This window comes from Planotetraspora mira (assembly GCF_016863275.1).
Lineage (GTDB): Bacteria > Actinomycetota > Actinomycetes > Streptosporangiales > Streptosporangiaceae > Planotetraspora > Planotetraspora mira.
The window spans coordinates 1-14190 of the sequence record NZ_BOOO01000022.1; the positions used below are offsets into that span (position 1 = coordinate 1).

Below are 14190 nucleotides of genomic sequence, written 5' to 3' on the forward strand. Positions count from 1 at the left end.
GTGCTTCAGCAGCTCATCGATCTTAGCGACGTGCTTCTGAGTGAGGTCGTCGAGCTCCTTGACCGCGCGATGCACCTCGTCCTCGCCGGCCTCGCCGTCCTTGACCAGCTTGTCGAGCGTCTCCTTGGCATGACGGCGGATGTTCCGCACGGAGATCCGGCTGTTCTCCGCCTTGGTGCGGGCGACCTTGATGTACTCCTTGCGGCGCTCCTCGGAGAGCTCGGGGAACACCACGCGGATCACCTGCCCGTCGTTGCCCGGGTTGACACCGAGGTCACTGTCGCGGATGGCCTTCTCGATCGCCGTCATCGCACCCTTGTCGTACGGCTGCAGCAGGACCATGCGTGCCTCGGGCACGTGGAAGGACGCAAGCTGCTGGATCGGGGTGGGCGATCCGTAGTAGTCCACGTTGATCTTGTTGAACATGGAGGGCGTGACACGGCCGGTGCGGATGCCCGCGAAGTCGTCCTTGGCGACCGTCACCGCCTTGTCCATCTTCTCTTCGGCCTCGAAGAGCGTTTCGTCGATCACTGCGGCTCCCTATTTCCCTGCCGGACTCACCAGCGTGCCGATCTTTTCACCGCGGACCGCCCGCAGGATGTTGCCGTCCCCCATCAGGTCGAAGACCACGATGGGCAGGCCGTTGTCCATGCACAGGCTGATCGCGGTCGAGTCCATGACCCCCAGACCGCGCGTCAGCACTTCGCTGTAATCAAGCTGGTCGAACCGGACCGCGTCGGGGTTCTTCCTGGGGTCGGAGTCGTAGACGCCGTCGACCTGGGTGCCCTTGAGCAGCGCCTCCGCGCCGATCTCGAGGGCCCGCTGCGCGGCGCAGGTGTCGGTGGAGAAGAACGGCGAGCCCAGCCCCGCACCGAAGATGACCACGCGCCCCTTCTCCAGGTGACGGATGGCGCGTCGGGGCAGGAACGGCTCGGCCACCTGCTGCATCGTGATGGCGGTCTGGACCCGGGTGTCGATGCCCCGCTTCTCCAGGAAGTCCTGCAGAGCGAGGCAGTTGATCACGGTGCCCAGCATGCCCATGTAGTCGGCCCGGGCGCGGTCCATCCCGCGCTCCGACAGGGCGGCGCCCCGGAACATGTTGCCGCCGCCGACGACGACGGCCACCTGTACGCCCTCACGGACGGCTTCGGCGATGGAGTCGGCGAGCTGGGCGACCACAGAGGGGTCGATCCCGAGCGGCTCGCCGCCGGCGAAGGCCTCGCCGGACAGCTTCAACATCACGCGCTTCCAGCGCAGTCGCCCATCATGCGACGAAGCCGCCGGCGTGGCGGGTCTGGTGTTCTCCTGCACGGCGGCGGCCTCCTCGATATAACTGCGCGTCAACGGCTCCTGGCTTGTAAGCCTAAGCCTGGCCGACCTTGAAGCGGGTGAAGGCCAAGACCTTCACGCCCGCCTCGGCGGCGAACTTCGCGACCGTCTTCTTGTTGTCCTTCACGAAAGTCTGCTCCAGCAGCGTGAAGTCCTTGAACCAGCCGTTGAGACGACCATCGGCGATCTTCGCGATGGCGGCCTCCGGCTTGCCCTCCTCGCGAGTCATCTGCTCGAAGAGGGACCGCTCCTTCTCGACGACGTCGGCGGGCACCTCGGCGGGGCTGAGGTACTTCGGCGCCATCGCGGCGGCGTGCTGGGCGATGTCCTTGCCGACCGCGGAGTTCTCCTGGTCGAGCTGGATGAGCACGCCCACGGCCGGGGGAAGCTGCGGGTCGGTCTTGTGCATGTAGGAGGTGATGAAGCCACCCTCCAGCACCGAGAACCGGCGGATCTCGATCTTCTCACCCAACGCGGCGTTGGCCTCGTCCAGGTGCTCCTTGACGGTCTTGCCGTTCAGGTCGGACTCGAGCAGCGTCGGCACGTCGCTGGGCTGGGTCGCCAGGATGTGGGCGACGATGTCGGCCGCGAGCTGCTGGAAGCGCTCGCCCTTCGCGACGAAGTCGGTCTCACAGTTGAGCTCGAGCAGCGCGGCGAGGGAGTCACCCTCGTGCTTGACGGCCACGAGGCCGTTGGAGGCGGTGCGGGCCTCCCGCTTGCCGACGTCCTTGGCGCCCTTGAGACGCAGGAGGTCGACCGCCTTGTCGAAGTCGCCCTCGGACTCCTCGAGCGCCTTCTTGCAGTCCATCATGCCGGCGGCGGTCAGCTCACGAAGCCGCTTGACGTCGGCCATGTTCACGGAAGCCATTGTCCTATTTCCTCTTCGGGAACCCAGGTGAGATCAGATGTCTCGTGGTGGGCGTGGGCGCCGGGCGCGCACGCCCACCACGGTGGAGCCTTGAGGTCCGCACGGCATTCCGTGCGGACGCCGGGGCTACGCCTGCTCTTCGGTGGCGGGAGCCTCGGCGGCCGGAGCCTCAGCCTCAGTCGCGGCCTCGGCCTCGGCGGGAGCGGCCTCCTCGACCGGAGCCTCAGCTGCGTCCTCGACCGGAGCCTCGGCGGCAGCGGCGTCCTCAGCCGGAGCCTCGGCCGGAGCGGCCTCGGCGGAGGCGCCCTCGAGCAGCTCGCGCTCCCACTCGGCGAGCGGCTCGACCTCGGCGGTGCCACTGGGCTTCTCGTCACCGCGACCGGCGCCGGCGCGGGTCATCAGACCGTCGGCCACGGCGTCGGCGATCACGCGGGTGAGAAGGCTGACGGCGCGGATCGCGTCGTCGTTACCCGGGATCGGGTAGTCGACCTCGTCCGGGTCGCAGTTGGTGTCCAGGATCGCGACGACCGGGATGCCAAGCTTCTTGGCCTCGTTGATCGCGATGTGCTCCTTCTTGGTGTCCACGATCCAGATCGCGCTCGGAACGCGGGCCATGTCCCGGATGCCGCCGAGCGTGCGCTCGAGCTTCTCCTTCTCACGGCGGCGCATCAGGAGCTCCTTCTTGGTGAGCCCGGACGCGGCCACGTTCTCGAAGTCGAGCTCCTCGAGCTCCTTCAGGCGCTGGAGCCTCTTGTGGACCGTGGAGAAGTTGGTGAGCATGCCACCCAGCCAGCGCTGGTTCACGTACGGCATGCCGACGCGGGACGCCTGCTCGGAGATGGACTCCTGGGCCTGCTTCTTCGTGCCGATGAACATGATGGAACCGCCGTGGGCGACGGTCTCCTTCACGAAGTCATAGGCGCGGTCGATGAAGGACAGCGACTTCTGCAGGTCGATGATGTAGATGCCGTTGCGCTCGGTGAAGATGAAGCGCTTCATCTTCGGGTTCCACCGGCGAGTCTGGTGGCCGAAGTGAACGCCGCTCTCGAGCAGCTGTCGCATGGTGACGACAGGGGCCATGGTGTGGTCCTCCATGGTTGTGTGCCCGGGGGCACGGTCTCGGTTGGTCGCACGAGCCACGTGGCTCGCACCCTGACGCCCCGGGCCGTCACCGCCGGACAAGGTCCGGACCGAGGTGGCGACTCGTGAATGGGCGCGTGAATTCGGCCCGCTAGAGCAGGCCGTCGTACAGTCTACCCGGATCCGTCCCCGCTGATGACCGGCGACGTGACCGTGCCGGCCGCCGCGTCGCCGTCGTCCGCCGAACCGGCCGCCGTGGCACCCGGGTCCGCGGAACCTGAGCTCGCCGAACCGGCCGCCGTGGAACCTCAGACGGTGGAATCCGAGCCCGCGGAACCCGAGCCTGGACCGCCCTGGTCGCGCGGCGCCCAGGGAAAGAGCCGGAGCTGGAACTCCGCGAGTCGCGCCCCCGTGGGGGCGTCCTCCCCCGCGCGTTCCGCGGCCCGGTAGGGGATGATCAACTCGTTGATCCGCTCCGCGAGGGCCCTCAATTCCTCGGCGTCGACGAGAAGTGTCGCATGGGTCAGCCACGCGGCCGCCCGCCATTCGTGCGACTCCCGGTCCGACTGCGCGAGATACGCGTTCAACCGCTGGGCCGCGTCCGCCAGGACCGTGTCGATCACCGCCCTCTGGGCCTCGAACAGCTCAGGTGTGATCCCGTCCTCGGGTTCGTTGAAGCCCCATCCCCGTTGCAGGGCCCGCCAGACCCGCTCCCTGCCGTCACCTCTGGGCGGCGCCTCTTCGACGAGCCCGTTCTTCGCCAGCGTGCGCAGGTGATAGCTGCACGCGCTCGGAGACAACCCCGTGACCTGCGCACACTCCGTGGCCGTCGCAGGCCCCTCCGTCTGGAGCCGGGAGAGGATGGCCAGCCGCGCGGGATGCGCCAGCGCACGGAGGACGCCGGCGTCATTGACCTGCCGGTAACCCTCCGCCTTCGAGGTGGTCATGCCGCACACGCTACTCGTCGCCGAGATGTGAAGTATTGCCTTCACAGTCGTGAAGCATTAGCTTCATAGTTATGAAGGAATCGCTTCACGATGGCCGGGACGTCCGCATGCCGATCCCCCTCCGTCGCCAGCGCGACTATCGCTTCCTCTGGTCCGCCCGGGCGATCTCTGAGACCGGAAGCGAGGTCACCAGGCTCGCCATGCCCCTGACCGCGGCCACCGCGCTCCACGCATCTCCCATCCAGATGGGCGTGCTCACGGCCGCGTCGACGTTCCCGTACCTGCTCGTCGGCCTCCCGTCCGGCGCGCTGGCCGACCGGATAGGCCGTCGCAGACCGGTCATGACGGCGTGCGAGACGGTCGCCGGACTCACCACGCTCTCGGTCCCCGCGGCGTGGCTGGGCGGGGTGCTGACCATCCCCTGGCTGATCGCGGCCGCCTTCGTCGTCGGCGTCTGCGCGGTGGTGTTCCGCTCGTTCAACACGCCCCACCTCGCCACCGTGGTCGCGGAGCCCCAGCGGACGGCGGCGCTCGCGGGCTTCCAGTCGGTCTATTCCGTCGCCCAGATCAGCGGGCCGGGTCTCGCGGGCCTGCTCGTCGCCCTGCTCACCGCCCCCGTCGCGATCCTGGTCAACGGGTTCTCCTTCGTGGCGTCCGCGCTCTGCCTCCGGGCCATCCGCGCGCCGGAGCGCGAGGCCGGCACCCGCGGAGCCGGGATCGGCCGTGAGATCGCCGAGGGTCTGCGCATCCTGACCAGGCATCCGGTGCTGCGCACGCTCTGTGTCGCCGGCATGATCGTCAACGTCCTCGGTGCGGCCCAACTCGCGCTCTACGTGGTCTTCGCGGTCCGCGTCCTCGGCCTTCCCGGCGAACTGGTCGGCGTCACGGCGGCCGGTTTCGGCGTCGGCGGCCTTCTCGGTTCCTTCCTGGCCCCCCGGCTCACCCGCCGGTACGGCGAAAGCCGGGTGTTGCTCGGCTCCGTGCTGTTCTTCCCGATCGGCTTCATCGCAACGGCCGCCGCGCACGGCCCGATCTGGCTGGTGATCGGTCAGCTCGGCGTCGCAGAGGTGATCACCGGCGTGGCCGTCGTGTGCTTCAGCGTCTGTGCGGGCGCGACGACGATGCGCGAGGCGCCGGCCGGGCTGCTCGGCCGGGTGAACGCCTCGACCCAGTTCGCCGTCCAGGGCGTCATGGCTTTGGGCGGTCTCCTCGGCGGCATGCTCGGGGAGTCACTCGGGCTCCGGCCCGCCTTGTGGGTGGGTGCGGCGGCCTCACTGCTCGTCATCCCCTGCCTGTGGCTGTCGCCCATCCGGCGGGATGCCCGCCCTGCGGGGGAGGAGCACTCGCCCAGTACGGCTCGGCGCCCTCAATCAGCCCCGGAGGCCTCACGTACGTGAGGGTCCCGAACGCGCTGCCCATGGTGGCCAGCAGATCGTCCACCCGCGGTTCGGGAGCGTCACCGGCGGCGCGTCCCAGGCCGTCGAGCCACGCCGCGGTCCTCGCCAGCGCGACCTCGACGTGCCAGGAACCGCCCTCGTCCGTACGGCGCAGCAACCCGGCGATCGCGCCGAAGGCGGCGAGGAAACCGGTCGCGTGGTCGAGCGCCTGCGCCGGGAGCGGCACGGGCCGGGAGCCGTCGCCGTTCTCGTGGGCGATGCCGGAGACCATCTGCACCAGGCTGTCGAAGCCCCTCCTGCTCCCCCACGGGCCGCGGGAGCCGTACGCGGAGACGTCCACGGACACGATCCCCGGCCGCAGGGCGGCGAGATCGTCCGCGCCGAACCCCCTGTCCCGCAGGGCCCCCGGTCGATAGGCCTAGATCACCACGTCGGCTCGCCTGACGAGGTCCCGCAACACGCCGGGCTCCGTCCTGAGGTCGACGTGACACGATCGCTTGCCGAACGCGGTCTCCACGACCAGCCCCGGCACCTCGGGGAGGTGCGCGGCGCCCACGCGCAGGACCTCGGCGCCGTGCGCGGCGAGGATCCTGGCGGCCACCGGTCCCGCGATCACCCTCGTCAGATCGAGGACCCGCACACCGCTCAGCGGCCGCGGAGCATCGGCGGCTCCCGATGCCGTGCCATGTGCCGGCGTGGCGGGTGCGGGAAGGGATGACAGGCCGACGAGCGGCAGTTCCGCGACCGCGCGCCCCTGCGGATGCGCGAGCCATTCCCGCCTGGTGCGCATCGCGGCCGCGCACCCGCCTTCGAGGGTCACCGCCTCCTCGACGTCGGTGCCGGTACGGACTGCGCAGGCGGCGGCGACGTCGTCCTTGCCCGCGCCGGCGTCCAGCCCCAGCGCCCGGAGGGCGGCGTCGCGGTGATGGTCGAAGTTGCAGTGCAACTTGATCCAGCCGTCGGAGGTCCGGTAGTCCCCCGACAGGGGCGCCCAGAGAACGGCCCTCTTCCCGTCGATCCGGAAGTGGCGCTCACTCTGGAAGGCGGCCGCCGCGTGCCTGACGTCCACGCTCACATCCGGACGGGCGGCCGGAGCGCCTTCGCGTCGGCCCCAGTACGCGGCGACGGCCGCGGTCACGGCGCCGACAGAGGCGGCCGCGGCCGTGTCGACGCGGAAGACGGAGGGAAGCACGGGGTCGTCGCCGGTCACCCGCACATCCGGGAGGGCGATTCCCGCCTCCTCGCCCAACCGCTTGATCAGGCCCTCGATCACGCTCGTCCCCCTTCGATCACACTCGTCTCTCCTCGGCCGGAGTCCACAAGATCCCCGGTGTCATCCACAGTCTTCGCCGGTTACCCACAGATCTGTCCACAGCCTCAGGAGCCAGGCGATCACACCGAGAGCAGTTCCTCCGGCAGCGGGTCACCCAGCGCCCAGGATCGGATCATCGCCGTGAAGAGCTCGGGCCTCTCCCCGTTCCACCCGTGGCCGACGCCGGGCGCCAGGCGAGCCAGCCCCTCGGGGAAGGCCCCGGCGATGTCCGTCAGCGACCGTCTGATCAGCTCGTGCTCGTTCTCCCCCGCGACGGCGAGGACCCGGCACGGGGAGTCCTTCGACTGATCGGGCACCCGGAAATGCAGGACCTCCTCGTTGACCCTGCGGAAGGCCTGCCGGGTCATGGCGCGGACCGCGGCGCGATAGCCCTCGAAGTCCTCCGGGGGCACGCCGAGATTGCGGGCGTTCGCCCGTACCACGGGCCCCCAGCCGATGATCGGCCCCATCACCCTGCCGATGAGCCGCATCGTGCCCGGATTGGGGAAGGGCAGGACGTTGACCCCGCTCACGACGGCGCTGCTCAGGAGCTCCGGGCTGGTGGCGGCCAGGTGCGCGGCGACGTATCCGCCCAGGGACAGCCCGACCACGTGGGCCTTCCCGTCCGGCGTCCGTGCCGAGATCGTCTCGGCCACCAGCTCGGCCGTGTCGGCGATCGATATCCACGGGTGGGTGTTGCTCCGCCCGTGGCCCGGGAGATCGGGCACCAGAACCCGCAGTCCGGCGGCGAGCGCGGGGATCTGCCTGTTCCACATCCAGCCGCTGGTTCCAGCACCGTGGAGCAGCACCACCGACGGCCCGTCATCGGGGCCCGCCTCCTGGACAAAGATCGCCATAAGCGTCATGCTCGCACGTCTTCGCGCCGGTCCGGCCGCCAGACCTGTGGATGACGGGCCTGTGGATGAGCGGCCATGTCCACAGAATCCAGTTCTGCCGCTTGGCGCCGGGGGACGCCGTAGGAAGGTCTGGGGCCGGAGGTGGTCCCATTGGCCGCGAAAGATCAGCTGGGCAGACATGGCGAACAGCTCGCCGCCGACTTTCTGGTGGCACGGGGCATGAGCGTCCTGGCCCGCAACTGGCGGTGTCCCGAGGGTGAGATCGACATCGTCGCGCGTGACGGGAACGCGATGGTCGTCGTGGAGGTGAAGACCCGCTCGAGCCGGCGTCACGGCACGGCGTTCGAGGCTGTCACGCACGACAAGCTCGTACGGCTGCGCTCCCTGGCTCGACTGTGGCTGGCGACGCAGGCGGAGCGGTTCGACACGGTGCGGGTCGACGTGGTCGCCCTGGAGCGGTTCGCGGGCGACTTCTCCCTCCGCCACGAGCGCGGGGTGATCTGAAATGACCGTCGCGAGGACACGATGTGTCGCCCTGGTGGGCGTGACCGGGCACATCATCGAGGTCGAGGCCGACGTCGGCCCCGGAATGGTCGGCACGCACTTCATCGGCCTCCTGGACACCGCGATCAGCGAGTCTCGCGGGCGTGTCCGTTCCGCGTTGATCAACAGCCGCTTCGAGTGGCCGGACGCGCGGGTGACGGTCAGCCTGTTCCCCGCGAGCCTCCCGAAGCGCGGGTCGATCTTCGATTTGGCGATCGCGATCGCCGTCCTCGGCGCGGCGGGCGCGGCCCCGGCCCAGCGCGTGGCCGAGCCCGTGTTCCTCGGCGAGCTCGGGCTGGACGGCCGTGTGCGGCCGGTCAGGGGCGTGCTGCCCGCCGCGTTGTCCGCGGCCGAGGCGGGGGCGCGCACCGTCGTGGTCCCCTCGCTCAACGCCGCTGAGGCGTCCCTGGTGCCCGGCCTGACCGTGGTGCCGGTCGCCACCCTCTCCGAACTCGTGGGCTGGCTGCGCTCAGGCGATCTCCACAACCTGGCGGTCGTCGCCGACGCCGCCACGCTGTACGGCGACGCACCCCACGCGGACGGCCCCGCCGGGACGGCCGGGGTCGGCGAAGTCGCCCGCCGCAACGGCCCTCGAAGCGAGCAGCCGCCCGGCGGCCGACCCTACGGCACGCCAGAGGTCGATCTGCGCGACGTCGCAGGCCAGCCCATGGGCCGCAAGGCTCTGGAGGTGTGCGCGGCGGGAGGCCACAACCTGTGGATGCTCGGCCCCGCGGGCACCGGCAAGACCATGCTCGCCGAGCGGCTGCCGACGCTCCTGCCGGCGCTCTCCCAGGACCAGGCGCTGGAGGTCACCGCCATCCACTCGGTCGCGGGGGCTCTCCCGCGCGGCCGTCCGCTGCTCACCAGGCCCCCCTTCATGGCGCCGCATCACACGGCGACGGTGGCGGCCGTCGTCGGCGGAGGCGCGGGCGGCCTGGTCCGGCCCGGCGCGGTGTCGTTCTCGCATCGGGGCGTGCTCTTCCTGGACGAGGCTCCTGAATTCGGCTCCGGCGTGCTCGACTCGCTTCGGCAGCCCCTCGAATCAGGCACGGTGACGATCTCCCGGGCGACGAACACGGTCACCTTTCCCGCGCGTTTCATGCTGGTGCTGGCCGCCAATCCCTGTCCGTGCGGGCGCAACGGCTCGCCGGGGAGTGCCTGCGACTGCACGCCGACCATGCGGCGGCGCTATCTCGCCCGGCTGTCCGGGCCCCTGCTGGACCGCATCGACGTGAAGGTCAGAGTCGGCCGGGCGACCCGGGCCGAGTTGCTCGCCGATCGGCGGTTCGCCGAGTCCAGCGCCGTGGTGTCCGAGCGTGTCCTCCTCGCCCGTGAGCGCGCCGCCAAACGTCTGGCGGGCACACCGTGGCAGACCAACGCGGAAGTGTCGTCGGCGGCGCTGCACACCGAGTTCCGGCTGCCGGGCGGCGCCCTCGCACCCCTGCATCGAGGGCTCGACCAGGGCACGCTCAGCACGCGCGGACTGGACCGGATCCTGCGCGTCGCCTGGACGCTCACGGACCTCGAGGGCAAGGACCGCCCCGGCGAGGCCGAGACGTCGGCGGCGCTGGGGATGTGGCTGGGGGTGGAGTGATGGGGACGCCGCTCGGCTCCGGCACGCGGACGCCGGAGGACGACCGCACGGCCAGGGTCGCGCTCATGCGGATGGCCGAGGCGGGCGATCCGGTCATGGGCCGCCTGATCGCCTGGTGTGGCCCTCAGCAGGCGCTGGAGCAGGTCAGCCGAGAATCGCTGGATCCGGATTTCGCCACGAAGGAGAACGAACTGGCCGAGCGATCGGGGCGGCGGTCCGACCTGGCGCGGCTGGTCACGGCCTGGGCCGCCCGCTACGGCGACCCGGAGGCCGATCTGGCGCTGGGGCGGGAGCGGGGAGCCCGATTGATCGTTCCCGGCGATTCCGAGTGGCCCACCCAACTGGACGATCTCGGTGACGCCCGGCCCTTCGGGCTCTGGCTGGACGGCCAGGCGAACCTGCGCTTCGCCTGCCTGCGGTCGGTCTCGATCGTCGGCGCGAGGGCCGCGACGCCCTATGGCGTCCAGGTGGCCGCCCAACTCGGGTCGGAGCTCAGCATCCGGGGATGGACGGTCGTGAGCGGCGGCGCCTACGGCATCGACGCCGCGGCCCATCGCGGGGCCCTCGCGGGCGGCTCGCCCACGGTGGTCACCCTGGCCTGCGGGGTCGACGAGTGCTACCCCCGCGCTCACGAGGACCTCTTCCGCGTGGTCCGGTCCCAGGGTGTGGTCGTCAGCGAATGGCCGCCCGGCGCCCACCCGACGCGGCCTCGCTTCCTGGTCAGGAACCGGGTGATCGCGGCGCTGTCGCGCGGCACGATCGTCGTGCAGGCGGCCGTGCGCAGCGGCGCTCTCAACACCGCGACGCACGCGGCCGGGCTGAACAGGCATCTGATGGCCGTGCCCGGGCCGATCACCGCCGTGACCTCCGAGGGATGCCACATGCTGATCCGTTCCGGCAAGGCGGTGTGCGTGACCTCACATGAAGAGGTGATCGACCTCGTCGGCTCGATCGGCGCCGACCTCGCGCCGGAGCGCCGCGGGCCGGTCCGGCCGCGTGACGAGCTGAACGACGAGACCAGACGTGTGCTCGAGGCCGTCCCCGCGCGCGGAGGCGCCGGTCCGGCCGTGATCGCCGTCGCCGCCGGAGTCGATCTCACCACGGCGATCGGCTGCCTCGGCGGCCTCGCCGCGGCCGGTTTCGTCGAGCCCGTCACCCGTGGATGGCGCCTGCGGCGGCAGGCCGACCTCCAGGGCCGGGGAGATCACGCTCGCTAGCATGGAGGCCATGACCGGCGACATCGTGGTCCGCGCCACCGGCGAGACGGCTGAAGCCGTCCTGGCCCTGTTCGAGCGGCATCTGCGCCTGGAAAGGGACCTGTCGCCGCACACTGTGCGGGCCTACATCGGGGACGTCACCTCGCTGCTCGGCCATCTCCGGGCCGCCGGTCATGCGAGCCTCGACACCCTGGACGTCAGTGCCCTGCGGGACTGGCTCGGCGATCAGCACCAGGCGGGGCGTTCCCGTGCGACTCTCGCACGTCGCACCGCCTGTGCCCGGGTCTTCACGGCCTTCTGCCACCGCCGGGGCTGGCTGGCCGTAGATCCCGGGCTGCTCCTGGGCACCGCGAAGTCGAACCGGTCGTTGCCCGCCGTCCTCGATCAGGCGGAAGCCGAAGCCGTGCTCGCCCTTGACGGGCCCGGCGACCCCAAGGACCTCCGTGATCGGGCGATCATGGAAGTCCTGTACGCCACAGGCGTCCGAGTGAGCGAGTTGTGCGGGCTCGACGTGGACGACGTCGACCGGGAACGCACGACCCTGCGGGTGATGGGCAAGGGACGCAAGGAGCGCACCGTGCCCTTCGGGCTTCCGGCGCTCCACGCCCTGGACTCCTGGTGCGTCCGGGGCCGCCCGCTGTGGATCCGCGAGGGCACCGGCCCCGCTCTGTTCCTCGGAGTCAGGGGCGGCCGCATCGATCAGGGGACTGTGCGGCGCGTGGTGCACGCCCGCCTGAGCCGGGCGGAGACCACGGACATGGGGCCGCACGGGCTCCGTCACACGGCCGCGACGCACATGCTGGAAGGCGGCGCCGATCTGCGCAGCGTCCAGGAGATGCTCGGCCACGCCTCCCTGGCCACCACCCAGGTCTACACCCACGTCTCGATCGAACGGCTCAGGACCGCCTACCGCCAGGCCCACCCCCGCGCCTGACCGTTCTCGCGGCGGGCAGAACTCGACAGCCGAGGCGCCCGCGCCGCGCTCGGCCGACGGTCAGGATTCCCATCAGGAAGGCGACCGCCGCTCCGGCTGGCACGGTGTGATGACTCACCGGCATGGCACGGCGGCCCGACGATCCCGACGGTGAGAGTGCCGAGGATGAGGCCGGGCCCACCCTCGACGACCTCAGCGCCGCGGATGAGGTCGGCCCCACCTCCGACGGTCCTGACGGTGAGGGTACTGGGGACGAGACCGGCCCAACCACCGACGGCGGCCAGGGCCACTCGGCGGCATTCGGGGCAACGCGGCCCCGGACTCGAAGTGGCAGCCGAAGGGGCAGCCGACCTCCCCACATGGGCAACAGGCGCACCTGGCCGGAGCCGAACAGGACAAGCGGGTCGAGGTAGCTCTCTCCCCGCAGGAGGCCCCAGTGCAGGCATGTCACCCGGCAGTGACCCGTCACGGGCTCCAGGACGCCGATCTTCTCCCCCGCCGCCACGACTTGGCCTGGCCGTACCGTGGGGCGGACCGGAAGGTAGGTGGTCCGCAGGCCGCCCGGATGGACGATCGTGACAGCGCCCCTGCCTCCGACTGATCCGGCGAACCCGACGGTTCCGGCCCCGGCGGCACGGATCTCCGCGCCCGGCCCCGCCGCGACGTCGACCCCTCTGTGCCCAGCGAGCCAAGGCTCAGCCGGAGGGTCGAAGCGCCTCATCACCGCTCGCCCACCCTCGACCGGCCATCGCCATTCGGGCGGATCCGCCGCCTCGGCGGCCGCGGGCGCCGCCAGGACGGTGGGCAGAGCCAGAACAGCAGGCAGGAGCAGAACAGGGGGCAGAGCCAGGACGGCACGGGAGACCAGCAGCCCGAAGACGATCAAGTGAGCGCGACGCATGGCAGAACACTGCGCCAAAACCCGCCGCCGGAAGCCGCCGAACGCCGCTCTGTGGACGACCGGCCCGCCAGCCAGGGCAGACCGTCAGCCTGAGCAGGCCGTCAGTTGGAGAAACCCTCCTTGGGCATCTCGAGATCGGGCTTGGCCAGTTCTTCGACGTTGACGTCCTTGAAGGTGACGACTCGGACGTTCTTGACGAACCTGGCCGGACGGTACATGTCCCACACCCAGGCGTCCTGCATCTTCACGTCGAAGAAGACATCCCCGTTCTCAGCCGTGCGGACATCGAGATCCACGGAGTTGGTCAGGTAGAAGCGCCGCTCGGTCTCGACAACGTAGGTGAACAGCCCGACCACGTCGCGGTACTCCCGGTAGAGCTGCAACTCCATCTCGGTCTCGTACTTTTCGAGATCCTCCGCGCTCATCCCGGTCCTCCTCTTCCACTCCCCGTCGAGATCGCCCTTTCAGACGACACCGGCCCCAACCTCATTCTCGCGCATGTCCCCATCCTGCCTGGCCCATGGGCTCGCATCCCGGAGCGGCGAGCCACGAGTCACCCTCGCCACCGTCACGAACGAGAACCGATGATGCGCGGTCGGTCCGTGAACGCCCAAAGCCCGCCGATGGGCGGGCGTGACGTACCCCTTGTGCTCGGCGAAGCCGTACTCAGGGTGGACACCGTCCAGATTGTGCATCATGCGATCCCTGGTCACCTTGGCCACGATCGACGCGGCCGCCACACAGGCCGCGACCTGATCGCCCTTCCACACCGCGAGCGACGGGACGGGAAGACCGGGAACGGGAAACCCGTCGATCAACACATATCCGAGATCGATCTCCAGACCGGCCACGGCCCTGCGCATGCCGGCGATGTTGCACTTGTGCAGGCCGCGCGTGTCGATCTCCCCCGGAGGTATCACCACGACGCTCACGGCCTTGGCCGAGGCGAGAACCTGATCGTACAGGTGTTCGCGCACAGGCTCGGTCAGGAGTTTGGAGTCGGCCAGACCGTCGATCTCCCGGCCCAGCACCACCGCCGCGACCACCAGCGGCCCGGCACAGGCCCCCCGCCCGGCCTCGTCCACCCCGGCGACGGGCGTGAGCCCTCGTCGGGCGAGAGCACGCTCGTAGCCGTAGAGTCCCGAATCCCGCCGTACGACACTGGGTCGCGGGCGATACGCAGCTGTCATGACGACAAGCAGATTACGCTC

At 70.4% G+C, this 14190-nt stretch carries 14 protein-coding genes and 1 pseudogene; 5 read left to right on the plus strand and 10 right to left on the minus strand.

Annotation, left to right across the window (positions count from 1 at the left end; all coding sequences use genetic code 11):
* The 5 genes from frr to Pmi06nite_RS21305 form a co-directional block, all read right to left on the minus strand.
* Window positions 1-531 (minus strand): ribosome recycling factor (gene frr / locus Pmi06nite_RS21285; RefSeq protein WP_203954836.1); only part of this gene is annotated, 531 nt, incomplete at its 3' end.
* Between the two features lie 9 nt (window positions 532-540).
* On the minus strand, window positions 541-1239 hold the full coding sequence (gene pyrH / locus Pmi06nite_RS21290) for a UMP kinase (RefSeq protein ID WP_239094822.1): 699 nt from the start codon (window positions 1237-1239) through the stop codon (window positions 541-543).
* A 124-nt stretch (window positions 1240-1363) separates the two neighbouring features.
* Complete coding sequence (gene tsf / locus Pmi06nite_RS21295; protein ID WP_203954837.1) at window positions 1364-2197, minus strand: translation elongation factor Ts; 834 nt, start codon at window positions 2195-2197, stop codon at window positions 1364-1366.
* Between the two features lie 126 nt (window positions 2198-2323).
* The gene (gene rpsB, locus Pmi06nite_RS21300) at window positions 2324-3277 is read right to left on the minus strand and encodes a 30S ribosomal protein S2 (protein ID WP_203954838.1); all 954 of its coding nucleotides are present in this window, start codon (window positions 3275-3277) and stop codon (window positions 2324-2326) included.
* 308 nt (window positions 3278-3585) lie between these two features.
* Complete coding sequence (locus Pmi06nite_RS21305) at window positions 3586-4224, minus strand: winged helix-turn-helix domain-containing protein (RefSeq protein WP_203954839.1); 639 nt, start codon at window positions 4222-4224, stop codon at window positions 3586-3588.
* Window positions 4225-4295: 71 nt separating this feature from the next.
* On the opposite strand from Pmi06nite_RS21305, the gene Pmi06nite_RS21310 reads away from it, so the two are divergent.
* Window positions 4296-5621, plus strand: coding sequence for an MFS transporter (locus Pmi06nite_RS21310; RefSeq protein WP_203954840.1), 1326 nt, complete (start codon window positions 4296-4298; stop codon window positions 5619-5621).
* On the opposite strand, the pseudogene Pmi06nite_RS42010 reads toward Pmi06nite_RS21310, so the two are convergent.
* Window positions 5506-6411 (minus strand): annotated as a pseudogene (locus tag Pmi06nite_RS42010) (CoA transferase). The gene Pmi06nite_RS21310 and the pseudogene Pmi06nite_RS42010 sit on opposite strands and share 116 nt — an antisense overlap.
* 602 nt (window positions 6412-7013) lie before the next feature.
* Complete coding sequence (locus tag Pmi06nite_RS21325; protein WP_203954842.1) at window positions 7014-7790, minus strand: alpha/beta fold hydrolase; 777 nt, start codon at window positions 7788-7790, stop codon at window positions 7014-7016.
* 150 nt (window positions 7791-7940) lie between these two features.
* Between Pmi06nite_RS21325 and Pmi06nite_RS21330 the strand changes: the two genes are divergently transcribed.
* Genes Pmi06nite_RS21330 through Pmi06nite_RS21345 form a run of 4 tightly spaced genes read left to right on the plus strand, consistent with a single transcriptional unit; the run spans window position 7941 to window position 12078 of the window.
* Window positions 7941-8294, plus strand: a complete 354-nt coding sequence (locus tag Pmi06nite_RS21330) for a YraN family protein (RefSeq protein ID WP_239114085.1) — start codon at window positions 7941-7943, stop codon at window positions 8292-8294.
* A gap of 1 nt (window position 8295) precedes the next feature.
* A complete protein-coding gene (locus Pmi06nite_RS21335; RefSeq protein ID WP_203954843.1) occupies window positions 8296-9927 on the plus strand; it encodes a YifB family Mg chelatase-like AAA ATPase in 1632 nt (543 codons plus the stop codon).
* Window positions 9927-11144 carry a DNA-processing protein DprA gene (gene dprA / locus Pmi06nite_RS21340; RefSeq protein ID WP_239114086.1) on the plus strand — a complete coding sequence of 406 codons (1218 nt, stop codon included), beginning with the start codon at window positions 9927-9929 and terminating at the stop codon, window positions 11142-11144. Before Pmi06nite_RS21335 ends, dprA begins: the two co-directional genes overlap by 1 nt.
* A 10-nt stretch (window positions 11145-11154) precedes the next feature.
* The gene (locus tag Pmi06nite_RS21345) at window positions 11155-12078 is read left to right on the plus strand and encodes a tyrosine recombinase XerC (protein WP_239114087.1); all 924 of its coding nucleotides are present in this window, start codon (window positions 11155-11157) and stop codon (window positions 12076-12078) included.
* Here Pmi06nite_RS21345 and Pmi06nite_RS21350 read toward each other — a convergent pair.
* From Pmi06nite_RS21350 to Pmi06nite_RS21360, 3 genes are all read right to left on the minus strand, one after another.
* Window positions 12041-12979: a murein hydrolase activator EnvC family protein gene (locus Pmi06nite_RS21350; RefSeq protein ID WP_203954845.1), complete on the minus strand. Its 939-nt coding sequence runs from the start codon at window positions 12977-12979 to the stop codon at window positions 12041-12043. The two genes, Pmi06nite_RS21345 and Pmi06nite_RS21350, sit on opposite strands and share 38 nt — an antisense overlap.
* A 101-nt stretch (window positions 12980-13080) precedes the next feature.
* Window positions 13081-13404 carry a DUF2469 domain-containing protein gene (locus Pmi06nite_RS21355; RefSeq protein ID WP_012888569.1) on the minus strand — a complete coding sequence of 108 codons (324 nt, stop codon included), beginning with the start codon at window positions 13402-13404 and terminating at the stop codon, window positions 13081-13083.
* Window positions 13405-13443: 39 nt separating this feature from the next.
* A complete protein-coding gene (locus tag Pmi06nite_RS21360; protein ID WP_203954846.1) occupies window positions 13444-14169 on the minus strand; it encodes a ribonuclease HII in 726 nt (241 codons plus the stop codon).
* Window positions 14170-14190: the final 21 nt, after the last annotated feature.

What these genes read in the sequence shown, in the direction of transcription:
- Pmi06nite_RS21335 (WP_203954843.1), top strand. Translation starts at nt 8,296, where the DNA reads ATGACCGTCGCGAGGACACGATGTGTCGCCCTGGTGGGCGTGACCGGG.
- dprA (WP_239114086.1), top strand. Translation starts at nt 9,927, where the DNA reads ATGGGGACGCCGCTCGGCTCCGGCACGCGGACGCCGGAGGACGACCGC.
- Pmi06nite_RS21305 (WP_203954839.1), bottom strand. Translation starts at nt 4,224, where the DNA reads ATGACCACCTCGAAGGCGGAGGGTTACCGGCAGGTCAATGACGCCGGC.
- Pmi06nite_RS21345 (WP_239114087.1), top strand. Translation starts at nt 11,155, where the DNA reads ATGACCGGCGACATCGTGGTCCGCGCCACCGGCGAGACGGCTGAAGCC.
- Pmi06nite_RS21325 (WP_203954842.1), bottom strand. Translation starts at nt 7,790, where the DNA reads ATGGCGATCTTTGTCCAGGAGGCGGGCCCCGATGACGGGCCGTCGGTG.
- Pmi06nite_RS21360 (WP_203954846.1), bottom strand. Translation starts at nt 14,169, where the DNA reads ATGACAGCTGCGTATCGCCCGCGACCCAGTGTCGTACGGCGGGATTCG.
- pyrH (WP_239094822.1), bottom strand. Translation starts at nt 1,239, where the DNA reads ATGTTGAAGCTGTCCGGCGAGGCCTTCGCCGGCGGCGAGCCGCTCGGG.
- rpsB (WP_203954838.1), bottom strand. Translation starts at nt 3,277, where the DNA reads ATGGCCCCTGTCGTCACCATGCGACAGCTGCTCGAGAGCGGCGTTCAC.
- Pmi06nite_RS21355 (WP_012888569.1), bottom strand. Translation starts at nt 13,404, where the DNA reads ATGAGCGCGGAGGATCTCGAAAAGTACGAGACCGAGATGGAGTTGCAG.
- tsf (WP_203954837.1), bottom strand. Translation starts at nt 2,197, where the DNA reads ATGGCTTCCGTGAACATGGCCGACGTCAAGCGGCTTCGTGAGCTGACC.
- Pmi06nite_RS21310 (WP_203954840.1), top strand. Translation starts at nt 4,296, where the DNA reads ATGAAGGAATCGCTTCACGATGGCCGGGACGTCCGCATGCCGATCCCC.
- Pmi06nite_RS21350 (WP_203954845.1), bottom strand. Translation starts at nt 12,979, where the DNA reads ATGCGTCGCGCTCACTTGATCGTCTTCGGGCTGCTGGTCTCCCGTGCC.